The following is a 13328-nucleotide window of genomic DNA, read 5'->3' as shown; positions in this document are numbered from 1 at the left end:
GCTTTTCCTCCTTCAGTTCAGTGGGTGCCGGCGCAGGAAATCGGCGGCCACTTTCGATGGGCTCTCGTGATCGACATCGACCCGCGCGTTGAGCTGGCGCATGGTTTCGTCGTCGAACAGTTCGGCCAGCGGCTTGAGTTGTTCCGCCAGTTGCGGATGGGCGTCGAGGTAGGCCTGACGCACCACGGGGGCGGCGGTGTAGTCCGGGAAGTAATGCTTGTCGTCTTCCAGCAGCTTCAGGCCGAACGCGTTGAGGCGCCCGTCGGTGGTGTAGACCAGCCCGGCGAACACCTGGCCGTTGCGCAACGCCGTGTAGACGAGGCCGGCATCCATCTGCCGGATGTTTTGGCGGGTCAGGTTCATGCCGTAGCGTTTGACCATGCCCGCCAGGCCGTCGGAGCGGTTGGCGAACTCGGTGTCCAACGCCACCAGATGATGGGTCTTGGCCTCGCCGCGCAGCACCTCGTTCAACTGACTGATGTTGCTGATCTGCGGATATTCCTCGGCCACTTTTTTCGGCAGGGCGAGGGCGTAGGTGTTGCTGAATTTCGACGGCGCGAGCCAGACCAGTCCTTTTTTCGCGTCGAGTTCTTTCACCCGTGCGTAGGACTGTTCGCTGTCGAGTGTTTCGGTGACATGGTTGTAGGCCACCAGCGACACACCGGTGTACTCCCAGAGCAGGTCCAGTTGCCCGCTTTCGTGGGCGCTGCGGGCCAGGTTGCTGCCCAGGCCGCCGGTGATCTGCGCGTCGTAGCCTTTACTGCGCAGGTATTGCGAAGTGATTTCCGCCAGCAGGGTCTGTTCGGTGAACACCCGGGCGCCGATGCGGATCGCCGGTTTGTCGGCGGCTTGGGCAAATCCTGCGAACAGCAGGGCACAGCCTAGGAAAAAGCTAAGTCGTTTCATGGGTTTTCCTTCCGGGAGCCTTAGGACGGGCGCAGACCACGTTCCAGCCAGAGGCGGCTGGCGAGGGTGACCGCGCCGTCGAGCAGCAGGGCCAGCAGCGCGGTGCACGCGGCGCCGAGCAGCAGTTGCGGCTGATTGTTCAGGGCGATGCCGGGGAAGATCAGGCTGCCGAGGCTGTTGGCGCCGATCAGGAACGCCAGCGGCGCGGTGCCGACGTTGATCGCCAGCGCCACCCGTACGCCGCCGACGATGATCGGCACGGCGTTGGGCAGCTCGACCTGCCACAGCACCTGGCGCGGAGTCATGCCGATGCCGATCGCTGCTTCCTTCAATGAGCCCTGGACGTTTTTCAGGCCTTCGTAGGTGTTGCGCACGATGGGCAGCAGGGAGGCCAGGAACAGGGCGAAGATCGCCGGGCCGCTGCCGATGCCGAGAATCCCCAGGGCGATGGCGAGCACCGCCAGCGGCGGCACGGTGTTGCCGATGTTGAAGCCTTGCATGAAGCGTTCGGCGCGGCCGAGCATGGCCGGGCGGCTGAGGAGGATGCCGGAGGGTATGCCCACGGCCAGGGCGGCCAGCATGGACGCGAGGACAAGCACCAGGTGGGCTTGCAGGTAGAACAGCAGATCGTCGCGGTAGCGTTGGATCGTGTCGGTGCCGATCCAGTGGATCAGCAGGGCCAGGAGGGCGATCACCACCGCACCTCCCGTCAGCCCTTTGCCATAGCGGATAGCCACAGGCGGACTCCTTTTCCAGTCGGCGACCGCTGTCCCGTGCGGCAATGCCATACCTGGCTGCCGGAGCGGCGGTCGCGAGAAGCGGCTGTTTTCCGGTACGCCTAGACGTACCGCAAGCGAGCCATGAGCGCGGCCCCGCAGGGCCGACTTGCCGGATTCTCAGGCCCTCGCGAGAGGGCGTGACAGGGGAGTGGACGTGCGCGCGCTTTGAAAGGTTCCCCGGCGAGACAGCATTTGGCCATTTCGGATGCGCTCAACGGTTCGGATATTGAAGCGAGTTGGGCTATAATCGCCGCCCTTTTTGAATCACCGCCAGGCGATTTCCCATGACCAGACAGGCCGCCGAAGTCGCGAAACGCCGCACTTTCGCCATTATTTCCCACCCCGATGCCGGTAAAACCACCATCACCGAAAAGCTCTTGCTGATGGGCAAGGCGATTGCGGTGGCCGGTACGGTGAAGTCCCGCAAATCCGATCGCCATGCGACATCCGACTGGATGGAGATGGAGAAGCAGCGGGGCATTTCCATCACCACGTCGGTCATGCAGTTCCCGTACCGCGAACACATGATCAACCTGCTCGACACCCCGGGCCACGAAGACTTCTCCGAAGACACCTACCGCACCCTGACCGCAGTGGACTCGGCGCTGATGGTGCTCGACGGCGGTAAGGGCGTGGAGCCGCGCACCATCGCCCTGATGGACGTCTGCCGTCTGCGCGACACGCCGATCGTCAGCTTCATCAACAAACTCGACCGTGACATCCGCGACCCGATCGAACTGCTCGACGAGATCGAAGCCGTCCTCAAGATCAAGGCCGCGCCGATCACCTGGCCGATCGGCTGCTACCGCGACTTCAAGGGCGTGTACCACCTGGCCGGCGACTACATCATCGTCTACACCCCGGGCCACGGCCACGAGCGCACCGAAACCAAGATCATCGAGAAGCTCGACTCGCCGGAAGCCCGCGCGCACCTGGGCGACGAGTACGACCGCTTCCTGGAGCAGCTCGAACTGGTGCAGGGCGCCTGCCACGAGTTCGACCAGCAGGAATTCCTCGACGGCCAGCTGACCCCGGTGTTCTTCGGTACGGCCCTGGGCAACTTCGGCGTCGACCACGTCCTCGATGCCGTCGTCGACTGGGCGCCGCGCCCGCTGGCCCGGGTCGCCAACGAGCGCACCGTGGAGCCGGTCGAAGAGAAGTTCTCGGGCTTCATCTTCAAGATCCAGGCGAACATGGATCCCAAGCACCGCGACCGCATCGCGTTCATGCGCATCTGCTCGGGCAAGTACGAAAAAGGCATGAAGATGCGCCACGTGCGCACCGGCAAGGACGTGCGCATCGGCGACGCCCTGACGTTCTTCTCCTCCGAGCGCGAGCAACTGGAAGAGGCCTACGCCGGCGACATCATCGGCCTGCACAACCACGGCACCATCCAGATCGGCGACACCTTCAGCGAAGGTGAAGCGCTGGGCTTCACCGGCATTCCGCACTTCGCCCCGGAACTGTTCCGCCGCGTGCGCCTGCGCGATCCGCTGAAATCCAAGCAGCTGCGCCAAGGTCTGCAGCAACTGGCCGAAGAAGGCGCGACCCAGGTGTTCTTCCCGGAGCGCACCAACGACATCATCCTCGGCGCCGTCGGTGTGCTGCAGTTCGATGTGGTCGCCAGCCGCCTGAAAGAGGAATACAAGGTCGAGTGCTCCTACGAGCCGATCACCGTGTACTCCGCGCGCTGGATCGATTGCAGCGACAAGAAGAAGCTGGAGGAATTCTCCAACAAGGCGGTGGAAAACCTGGCCATAGACGGCGGCGGTCACCTGACCTACCTCGCCCCGACCCGGGTCAACCTGGCGCTGATGGAAGAGCGCTGGCCAGACGTGAAATTCCGCGCTACCCGTGAGCACCACTAAGCGCTGAGCGATGCACCCGAAACCCCGTTGCGAAAGCAGCGGGGTTTTTTGTTGCCTGCCGGTTCCCTGTGGTAGCGAGCCTGCTCGCGATAACGGTATGTCAGGCGCCCCTTGAGCGACGGGATGACCGCCATCGCGAGCAGGCTCGCTCCCTCATGCGCGGGGATAAGAGCCATTTGGCATAACGCTTATTTCAAAGCGGTCTTCGGCATCAGGGCAATTTAGCCGGGCCGTCAGCGTCCCATATGGAGAACCCGGCTGACCGGAACTAGATTTCACAGAGCGCCAGTCCGGCACTGTTGTTTCACCTGAAAAGGGATGGAATCGGCTATGAAGAGCAGGTTGCTACGCGTATTGCTGCTGTTGAAAGTGATGGTGATGCTGTCCCTCGGCACGGCGACGGCCTGGGCCGAATGCGAGGATCACGATACCCAGGCGTTCAGCGGGCAGGTGGGGCACAGCGGCCTGATGCTCGCCAAGTCCGAATCCGAACCGGGTGACCAGGGCCAGGGCGGCAGCGCCGATGACGATGACTCGACCACCGACGAGCCGGACAGCGACGATCCGGATGACGGTGACAGCCAGACATAGGTCGCCGGCAAAAGAAAACCCCTTCTCCCCCGACTGATGCGCAATCGGGGGAAGAGGGGTTTGTTGAACGCTTGATCCCCTGAGGGAGCGGGCCGGCCCGTTCCCTCAGTTCGTTTGGCTCAGGCCGCGCCGTCGAGGAACTGCTCGGCGTAGTGGCAGGCCACCTGCCGTGTGTCGAGCTGGCGCAGTTCCGGCACTTCGCTGCTGCAGCGCTCGGTGGCGTACGGGCAACGCTTGTGGAACGCGCAGCCGGGCGGCGGGTTCAGCGGGTTGGGCAGTTCGCCGGCGATCTTGATCTTCGGCTTGTCCGGATCCGGATGGATGGCCGGGGTTGCCGACAGCAGCGCCTGGGTGTACGGGTGCAGGGGACGGGTGTAGATGTCCTCTTTCGGGCCCATCTCCACCGGACGGCCGAGGTACATCACCAGCACCTGGTCGGCGACGTGGCGCACCACCGCCAGGTTGTGGGAGATGAACACGTAGGCGGTGTTGAACTCCTGCTGCAGGTCCATGAACAGGTTCAGCACCTGGGCCTGGATCGACACGTCCAGCGCCGACGTCGGTTCGTCCGCCACCAGCACCTTCGGTTGCAGCATCATCGCCCGGGCGAGGGCGATCCGCTGGCGCTGGCCGCCGGAGAACATGTGCGGATAGCGCTGGTAGTGCTCGGGGCGCAGGCCGACCTGCTTCATCATCGCCTGGACTTTCTCGCGACGCTCGGTGGCCGACAGGTTGGTGTTGATCAGAAGCGGCTCGGCCAGTTGGTCGCCGATCTTCTGGCGCGGGTTCAGCGACGCGTAGGGGCTCTGGAACACCATCTGCACGTCTTTGCGCAGTTGCTTGCGCTGGGCCTTGTCGGCGCCGGCGACTTCTTGGCCGGCGATCTTCAGGGAACCGGACGACGGCTCCTCGATCAGGGTCAGGGCCCGGGCCAGGGTGGATTTGCCGCAGCCCGACTCGCCCACCACGGCGAGGGTCTTGCCGGCCTCCAGCTCGAACGACACGCCGTTGAGGGCGCGCACGGTCGCATGGCCCTTGAACAGGCCGCGGGAGACCTCGTAGTGACGGGTCAGGTCACGGGCGGTAAGTACGACGGCCATTACGCCACCTCCTGGTTCAGCGGGTAGAAGCAGCGGGCGAGGCTGTGGGTTTTCGGGTCAAGGGCAGGGCGCTGCGCGCGGCAGCTCTCTTGCACGTAAGGGCAGCGCGGCGACAGCAGGCAGCCCTGCGGACGGTCGTAGCGGCCCGGCACGATGCCCGGCAGGGTCGCCAGGCGCTCGGCGCCCAGGCTGTGCTCCGGGATCGCCTTGAGCAGCGCTTCGCTGTACGGGTGCGCCGGGATGTCGAACAGCTGCGGCACCTGGCCGACCTCCACCGCTTGCCCGGCGTACATCACGCACACGCGCTGGGCGGTTTCGGCCACGACGGCGAGGTCGTGGGTGATCAGCACCAGGCCCATGTTCTGCTCTTTCTGCAAGGCCAGCAGCAGGTCCATGATCTGCGCCTGGATCGTCACGTCCAGCGCGGTGGTCGGTTCGTCGGCGATCAGCAGCTTGGGTTCGCCGGCGATCGCCATGGCGATGGCCACCCGCTGGCTCATGCCGCCGGACAGCTGGTGCGGGTAGGCGTCCATGCGGCTGGCGGCGGCCGGGATCTCGACCTTTTCCAGCAGTTCGATGGCGCGCTTGCGGGCGGCCTTGCCGGACATCTTCAGGTGCAGGCGCAGCACTTCCTCGATCTGGAAGCCGACGGTGTAGCTCGGGTTGAGCGCGGTCATCGGATCCTGGAAGACCATCGACAGGTCCTTGCCGACGATCTGCCGGCGCTGGCGGTTGCTCAGCTTGAGCATGTCCTTGCCGTCGAAGCTCAGGGCGTCGGCGGTGACGATCCCCGGGTGCTCGATCAGGCCCATCAGCGCCATCATGGTCACGGACTTGCCGGAACCGGACTCGCCGACGATGGCCAGCACTTCGCCCTTGTCCACTTTCAGGTCCAGGCCGTCGACCACCGGGGTGGCGTTCTTGTCGCCGAAACGGACGTTGAGATTCTTGATTTCTAACAGTGACATGGGAATCTCCTCAGGCGGCGTTCTTGAGTTTCGGGTCCAGCGCGTCGCGCAGGCCGTCGCCCATCAAGTTGATTGCCAGCACGCTGAGCAAAATGGTCAAGCCAGGCAGACTCACTACCCACCAGGCGCGTTCGATGTAGTCGCGGGCCGAAGCCAGCATGGTGCCCCACTCAGGGGTCGGCGGCTGCACGCCCAGGCCCAGGAAGCCCAGGGCGGCGGCGTCGAGGATCGCCGAGGAGAAGCTCAGCGTCGCCTGGACGATCAGCGGCGCCATGCAGTTGGGCAGCACGGTGATGAACATCAGGCGCGGCAGGCCGGCGCCGGCCAGGCGCGCGGCGGTCACGTAGTCGCGGTTCAGCTCGCCCATCACGGCGGCACGGGTCAGGCGCACGTAGGACGGCAGGGACACCACGGCGATGGCGATCACGGTGTTGATCAGGCCTGGGCCGAGGATGGCGACGATGGCCACGGCCAGCAGCAGCGACGGCAGGGCCAACATGATGTCCATCAGGCGCATGATGGTCGGGCCGAGGATCTTGGGGAAGAAACCGGCCAGCAGCCCCATGAGGATGCCCGGGATCAGCGACATCACCACCGAGGACAGGCCGATCAGCAGCGACAGGCGCGAGCCCTGGATCAGGCGCGAGAGCAGGTCGCGGCCCAGCTCGTCGGTGCCGAGCAGGAATTGCCATTGTCCGCCTTCGAGCCAGACCGGCGGGGTCAGCAGGAAGTCGCGGTACTGCTCGCTCGGGTTGTGCGGCGCCACCCACGGGGCAAAGATCGCGCAGAACACGATCAGGGCGAAGAACATCAGGCCGGCGACCGCGCCCTTGTTCTTGGCGAACGCTTGCCAGAATTCCTTGTAGGGCGACGGGTACAGCAGGCTTTGGTCCACGGCGGAAGCGGCGGTGGCGACTGAGGAAGTTTGAGTGCTCATGGGTATGTCCTCAGCGCTGGTGACGGATGCGTGGGTTGGCGAAGCCGTAGAGGATGTCCACCACGAAGTTGACCAGAATCACAATGCAGGCAATCAGCAGGATGCCGTTCTGCACGACCGGGTAGTCCCGGGCGCCGATGGCTTCGATCAGCCATTTGCCGATGCCGGGCCAGGAGAAGATCGTCTCGGTCAGCACGGCGCCGGCCAGCAGGGTGCCGACTTGCAGGCCGACCACGGTCAGCACCGGGATCAGCGCGTTGCGCAGGCCGTGGACGAACACCACGCGCGCCGGCGACAGGCCCTTGGCCTTGGCGGTGCGGATGTAGTCTTCGCGCAGCACTTCGAGCATCGACGAACGGGTCATCCGGGCGATCACCGCCAGCGGAATGGTGCCCAGCACGATGGCGGGCAGGATCAGGTGATGCAGGTAGTCGAGCAGGGCGCCCGGTTCATCGCTGAGCCAGGTGTCGATCAGCATGAAGTGGGTCTTGCGCTCCACGTCGATCAGCAGGTCGTTCTGGCCGGAGACCGGTGTCCAGCCCAGGCTGACCGAGAAGAACATGATGAGGATCAGGCCCCACCAGAAGATGGGCATCGAGTAGCCCGTCAGGGAGATGCCCATCACGCCGTGGTCGAACAGGGAGCCTCGCTTGAGCGCGGCGATCACGCCGGCCAGCAGGCCGAAGACGCCGGCGAAGAGCAGGGCCGCCATCGACAGTTCGAAGGTGGCCGGAAACAGCTGCGTGAACTCGGTCCAGACGCTTTCCCGGGTGCGCAGGGATTCACCGAGGTCGCCGTGGGCGAGCTTGCCGACGTAGTCCAGGTACTGGACGTACAGCGGCTTGTTCAGACCGAGGCGTTCCATTGCCTGAGCGTGCATTTCGGGGTCGACCCGACGTTCGCCCATCATCACTTCCACGGGGTCGCCGGGAATCATGCGGATCAACGCGAACGTCAGTAAGGTGATGCCGAAAAACGTGGGGATCAGCAATCCCAGTCGGCGGGCAATAAAACTAAACATCTTGTGTGGTACCTCATCAGCCGGTTAGGCGTGCCCGGCGACCCTGGGTTCAGGGAGGCCGGGAGTCTCTTATCTACTTCACCTGGGTGGTGGCGAAGTTATTGGTGGTCAGAGGGCTGATGTAGTAGCCCTCTACGTTGTTGCGCATCGCCGTGAACATCCGGGTGTGGGCCATGCTGATCCAGGGTTGGTCCTGGTTGAACAGCACCTGGGCTTGTTCGTACAGCTTGGCCCGTTCGGCCGGATCTACTTTAGCCCGTGCTTCGTCCAACAGCGCCTGGAATTTTTCGTTGCACCAGCGCGAGTAGTTTTCGCCGTTCTTGGCGGCCTCGCAACTGAGCATAGGCGTCAGGAAGTTGTCCGGGTCGCCGTTGTCGCCCGCCCATCCGGCTGAGACCATGTCGTGCTCGCCGCTTTTGGCGCGTTTGAGCATTTCGCCCCATTCCATCACGCGGATGTCGATCTTGAGGCCGATCTTGGCAAGGTCGGCCTGCATCATCTGCGCGCCGAGCATCGGGTTCGGGTTGGTCGGGCCGCCGCCGTTGCGGGTGAACAGGGTGAACACGGTGCCTTCCGGCACGCCGGCTTCCTTGAGCAGGGCGCGGGCCTTGTCGAGGTCGCGGGGCGGGTTCTTCAACTCATGGTTGTAGCCCAGCAGGGTCGACGGGTAAGGGTTGACCGCCACGGTGGCGTTGCCCTTGCCGAACAGCGCATCGACATAGGCTTCCTTGTCGAAGGCGATGTCGATCGCTTTGCGCACCCGCACGTCGCTCATGTATTTGTGCTGGGTGTTCAAGGCGATGTACGACACGGTCATCGCATCCAGTTCGGAGACTTTCAGCTTGTCGTCCTTCTTGATGCTCGGAATGTCATCGGGCTTGGGATACAGCGCGACCTGGCATTCGTTGGCCTTGAGCTTCTGCAGGCGCACGTTGTTGTCGGTGGTGACGGCCAGGATCAGGGCATCGGCCGGCGGCTTGCCGCGGAAGTAGTCCGGGTTGGCCTTGAACCGCACCTGCGCGTCCTTGTTGTAGCGCTGGAAGACGAACGGGCCGGTGCCGATCGGTTTGCTGTTCAGGTCGCCGGTCTTGCCGGACTTGAGCAGTTGGTCGGCGTATTCGGCCGGATAGATCGAGGCGAACGCCATGGCCAGGTCGGCCAGGAACGGCGCTTCGCGGCGGGTCAGGGTGAACTTGACCGTGTTGTCGTCGACTTTCTCGACGTTCTTGAGCAGTTCTTTGAAGCCCATGCTTTCAAAGTACGGGAAGCCCACGCTCGACAGTTTGTGCCACGGGTGGTTCGGGTCCAGCTGACGCTGGAAGCTCCAGAGCACGTCGTCGGCGTTCATGTCGCGGGTCGGCTTGAAGTATTCGGTGGTGTGGAACTTGACGCCTTTGCGCAGGTGGAACGTGTAGGTCAGGCCGTCCTCGCTGATGTCCCAGGATTCGGCCAGGGCAGGCACTACCTCGGTGGTGCCCGGCTTGAAGTCCGCCAGCCGGTTGAAGACGGTCTCGGCCCCCGCATCCGCGGTGACTGCAGTCGTGTACTGAACCACATCGAAGCCTTCCGGACTGGCTTCGGTGCAGACCACCAAGGGTTTGGCCGACACGCCGACAGCGACGCTCAGCAACGCGGCCGCGACGGCCGCACGTAGGGGAAGCATTTTCATCAAGAACCCTCTGCAATCGGTTGAAGACAAAAAGCCGGACGGCCGACCCTTCATGAGTCAGCCGTCGGCGTGCGGTTTTACAGGATGTTGAACGGAACGGTGGTCACCAGGCGGAACTCGTTGATGCTGCCGTCCAGTTGGTTGTCGCTGGCGCGGTGGGCGGTGTAGGTCGCGCGGACGGTGGTCGCCTTCAGCGGGCCGCTCTGCACGGCGTAGGTACCGCCGATGCCGTATTCGTAGTGGGTCTCGCCGTTCATGGCCAGAACGCTGTCGTAGGCGCCGCCCTTGTAGTGGGTGCCGTCGATGCCCCAGCCACGGGCGCTGTAGATGTTGAACTTCAGGCCCGGTACGCCGTACTCCGCCATGTTCAGGCCGTAGGCGACCTGGAACGATTTTTCGTTCGGACCGTTGAAGTCCGAGAGCAGGGAGTTGGCCAGGTAGATGCCGTTGGTTTCGTGCAGGTAGTCGAAGTACTCGTTGCCGTTCACTTGCTGGTAGGAGAACGTCAGGCTGTGGGCCTGGTGAGTCAGCCCCAGGGACAGGGAGTAGGTGTCGTTGTCGATCTCGCCCAGCTTGGCTTTGCCTTCGTCCACGGTCTTGTAGTAGTTCAGGCCGGTGGTCAGGGCCAGGAGGGAGCTGTCGCCCAGCTCGTGGGTGGCGCCGAAGTAGTACTGCTTCCAGATGTCTTCAGCCTGGGTCGCCCAGAGGCTGGTCTTCAGGCTGGCGAATGGCTGGTAGGACACGCCCAGGGTGTTGACGTGATCGATCTCGACCAGGGTATCGGCGTATTCGGTGCGGAACTTGCTCAGGCTCTGTTCGCTACGCGGCGATACGCGGTCGAAGGTCGCGGCGTCGAACGTCAGGTTGTTCAGTTCTTCGCTGTGGATCGACACGCCCTGGAAGCTGGAAGGCAGCGGACGGTTGCCGATGACATCGACCTGCGGGCTGCTGAAGTTCTGGCGACCGGCGGTCAGGGTCGTGTTGGAGATGCGTGCCTTGACGTTGGCCAGGCCCAGCTTGCTCCACTGGCCTTCGGCGTCGCCGCCGTTCTTGGTCAGGGTACGGTTGTTGCCGCGGCCGCCGACGCCCGGGATCGGAGCGCCGCCGTTGGCGGAGGCGAGATCCTTGCGGTCACGTTCCAGGGCAATGGCGTTGTAGGCGGCGAGTTCGGTGCTGAAGCCCACGGTGCCTTCGGTGAAGCCGGAGTTGTACTTGACGATGGTGCCTTGGACCCAGTTGATACGGCGGTCGGTCTCTTGCAGCGCGCCGTCCTTGTTGTAGCGGAATTTCGCCCCGCGCTTGAGTTGCTCGTTGGCGTACCAGTTGCGGGTCGTGCCGCTGATCGACTGGCCTTCGAGGAAGCCGGTGGCTTCGGCCTGGGCGCTCTTCTCGTTGACGGTCACCGGGGTGAACGCCTGGCTCTGGGTTTCCGCATAAGCCGTGGCGGTGATGCTGCTGATGGCCAAGGCCAGTATCGCGGTGCTGCTCAGTTTCATGGGTGAAGCTCCTTTACTTTCTTTTTATGCCGGCCTTTTTGGTTTGGCCGGTTATTGGTTTAGAACTCATTCACACATCGCAAACGTTTGCAGAAGGCCTGAACGGCGAATTTCGGCAAAACGCTTGCGTGAGGGGGTAGACGGCCCCCCCAGCGTTGCGGCTATTCGGTTTTGTGTTTAATCGATGCTGACACCCGAGAACACGTTGCGGCCGAAGGGGCTGACCTTGAATCCTTCGACTTTGGCGCTCAACGGCTGGTTGACCGTCGAGTGGGCGACAGGCGTGATCGGCACTTGCTGCTTGAGCAACTGCTGGGCCTGTTTGTAGAGCACGGTGCGCTGGTCGCGGTCGGTGACGACCTTGGCTTCCTTGATCAGCTTGTCGTAGGCCGGATCGCACCACATGGAGTAGTTGTTGCCGCCGATGGCGTCGCAGCTGTACAGCGTGCCGAGCCAGTTGTCGGGGTCGCCGTTGTCGCCGGTCCAGCCGATCAGGCTGATGTCGTGCTCGCCGTTCTTGGTGCGCTTGATGTACTCGCCCCATTCGTAGCTGACGATCTTGACCTTCAGGCCGATCTTCGCCCAGTCGGCCTGGAGCATCTCGGCCATCAGCTTGGCGTTGGGGTTGTAGGGGCGCTGCACGGGCATCGCCCACAGGGTGATCTCGGTGCCTTCCTTGACGCCGGCGGCCTTGAGCAGTGCCTTGGCCTTTTCCGGGTCGTAGGCGGCGTCCTTGATCGAATCGTCGTAGGACCACTGGGTCGGCGGCATGGCGTTGACCGCCAGTTGGCCGGCGCCCTGGTACACGGCGTTGAGGATCGCCGGCTTGTTCACTGCCATGTCCAGCGCCTGGCGCACTTCGAGCTGGTCGAACGGCTTGTGGCGGGTGTTGTAGGCGATGTAGCCGAGGTTGAAGCCCGGCTTGGTGATCAGTTGCAGCTTGGGATCGTTCTTCAGCGCTTCGACGTCGGCCGGGCGCGGATGCAGGGTGACCTGGCACTCGTTGGCCTTGAGCTTCTGCACCCGCACCGAGGCATCGGTGTTGATCGCGAAGATCAGGTTGTCGAGCTTGACCCGGCTCGGATCCCAGTAGTGCTTGTTGCCGGTGTAGCGGATATTCGAGTCTTTCTGGTAGCTCTTGAACACGTACGGCCCGGTGCCGACCGGCTTCTGGTTGATGTCGCTCGGCTTGCCTTCGGCCAGCAGCTTGTCGGCGTACTCGGCGGACAGGATGGCGGCGAAGCTCATGGCGATGTTCTGGATGAACGCGGCGTCGACGGTGTTGAGTGTCATGACCACGGTCAGCGGCCCGGTCTTCTCGACCTTGGCGATGTTCTTGTTCAGGCTCATCCCGTTGAAGTACGGGAATTCTGTCGGATAAGCCTTACGGAAAGGCTGCTGCGGATCGAGCATGCGGTTGAAGGTGAACAGCACGTCGTCGGCGTTGAAATTGCGGGTGGGCTTGAAGTACGGCGTTGTATGAAATTTCACGCCTTCACGCAGGTGGAAGGTGTATTTCAGGCCATCTTCGGAGATTTCCCAACGGGTCGCCAGGCCAGGTACGACGTTGGTCGCGCCTTTCTCGAATTCGGCGAGGCGGTTGTACAGCGGCTCGGCGGCGTCGTTGTCGGTGGCCGTCGTGTACTGCGCGGTGTCGAAGCCGGCCGGGCTGCCTTCGGAGCAGAACACCAGGCTGTTGCCGGCGGCGAGGCTGGCGGATGAGGCGGCCAACAGGCCGGCGCCCAGCAATGCGGAAAAAACCAAGGAATGGCGCATGACGCTCCCTCTTATTGTCGTGTGTTCCGATGCGCGCGATCCCGTCCGGGGATCTGGCGGCCGCATCGGGCTCAAACCAGTACGGGCAACAAACCGATGGCCCGCGCGATCACTGGTCAGCACCCGACGGTAGGGGCCGTGGGGCTGGCAGTAAATGCGCTGAGTCCTAAAGACTCGTAGGAAAAGGCAACGCGTCCTAAACCACTATGGTCAGACC

General features: G+C 63.5%; 11 protein-coding genes. 2 read left to right on the top strand and 9 right to left on the bottom strand.

Translation table 11 applies throughout. From position 1 onward, the window contains the following. Nucleotides 1-12: 12 nt before the first annotated feature. Together CAG29_RS19090 and CAG29_RS19085 are read right to left on the bottom strand one after the other, a co-directional pair. The gene (locus tag CAG29_RS19090; protein ID WP_085631732.1) at nucleotides 13-906 is read right to left on the bottom strand and encodes a glycine betaine ABC transporter substrate-binding protein; all 894 of its coding nucleotides are present in this window, start codon (nucleotides 904-906) and stop codon (nucleotides 13-15) included. Nucleotides 907-926: 20 nt separating this feature from the next. Then, nucleotides 927-1643 (bottom strand): ABC transporter permease, encoded by a 717-nt coding sequence (locus tag CAG29_RS19085; RefSeq protein WP_085694958.1) that lies wholly within the window; start codon nucleotides 1641-1643, stop codon nucleotides 927-929. A 326-nt stretch (nucleotides 1644-1969) separates the two neighbouring features. On the opposite strand from CAG29_RS19085, the gene CAG29_RS19080 reads away from it, so the two are divergent. Both CAG29_RS19080 and CAG29_RS19075 read left to right on the top strand, forming a co-directional pair. Then, nucleotides 1970-3553, top strand: coding sequence for a peptide chain release factor 3 (locus CAG29_RS19080; RefSeq protein WP_085578509.1), 1584 nt, complete (start codon nucleotides 1970-1972; stop codon nucleotides 3551-3553). A gap of 330 nt (nucleotides 3554-3883) precedes the next feature. Next, on the top strand, nucleotides 3884-4144 hold the full coding sequence (locus CAG29_RS19075) for a hypothetical protein (RefSeq protein ID WP_085631730.1): 261 nt from the start codon (nucleotides 3884-3886) through the stop codon (nucleotides 4142-4144). Nucleotides 4145-4263: 119 nt separating this feature from the next. On the opposite strand, the gene CAG29_RS19070 is transcribed toward CAG29_RS19075, so the two are convergent. The 7 genes from CAG29_RS19070 to CAG29_RS19040 all read right to left on the bottom strand — a co-directional run bounded on the left by CAG29_RS19070 (nucleotide 4264) and on the right by CAG29_RS19040 (nucleotide 13111). After that, on the bottom strand, nucleotides 4264-5244 hold the full coding sequence (locus tag CAG29_RS19070; protein ID WP_085578514.1) for a peptide ABC transporter ATP-binding protein: 981 nt from the start codon (nucleotides 5242-5244) through the stop codon (nucleotides 4264-4266). Continuing rightward, entirely contained in the window at nucleotides 5244-6212 is a 969-nt protein-coding gene (locus CAG29_RS19065; RefSeq protein ID WP_085578516.1) for an ABC transporter ATP-binding protein, read from the bottom strand. The genes CAG29_RS19070 and CAG29_RS19065 overlap by 1 nt, the downstream gene beginning before the upstream one ends. 10 nt (nucleotides 6213-6222) lie before the next feature. Next, complete coding sequence (locus CAG29_RS19060) at nucleotides 6223-7149, bottom strand: ABC transporter permease subunit (RefSeq protein ID WP_085578518.1); 927 nt, start codon at nucleotides 7147-7149, stop codon at nucleotides 6223-6225. A gap of 10 nt (nucleotides 7150-7159) precedes the next feature. Continuing rightward, nucleotides 7160-8170, bottom strand: coding sequence for an ABC transporter permease subunit (locus CAG29_RS19055; protein WP_085578520.1), 1011 nt, complete (start codon nucleotides 8168-8170; stop codon nucleotides 7160-7162). A gap of 73 nt (nucleotides 8171-8243) precedes the next feature. Further along, a complete protein-coding gene (locus tag CAG29_RS19050; protein ID WP_085578522.1) occupies nucleotides 8244-9839 on the bottom strand; it encodes an ABC transporter substrate-binding protein in 1596 nt (531 codons plus the stop codon). Nucleotides 9840-9916: 77 nt separating this feature from the next. Further along, on the bottom strand, nucleotides 9917-11335 hold the full coding sequence (locus tag CAG29_RS19045) for an OprD family porin (protein ID WP_085578524.1): 1419 nt from the start codon (nucleotides 11333-11335) through the stop codon (nucleotides 9917-9919). Between the two features lie 177 nt (nucleotides 11336-11512). Then, nucleotides 11513-13111: an ABC transporter substrate-binding protein gene (locus CAG29_RS19040; protein ID WP_085578526.1), complete on the bottom strand. Its 1599-nt coding sequence runs from the start codon at nucleotides 13109-13111 to the stop codon at nucleotides 11513-11515. Nucleotides 13112-13328 lie beyond the last annotated feature (217 nt).

The sequence above is a fragment of the Pseudomonas sp. B7(2017) genome (assembly GCF_002112745.1).
Lineage (GTDB): Bacteria > Pseudomonadota > Gammaproteobacteria > Pseudomonadales > Pseudomonadaceae > Aquipseudomonas > Aquipseudomonas ekonensis.
This window is presented reverse-complemented; position numbering and strand designations above follow the sequence as displayed.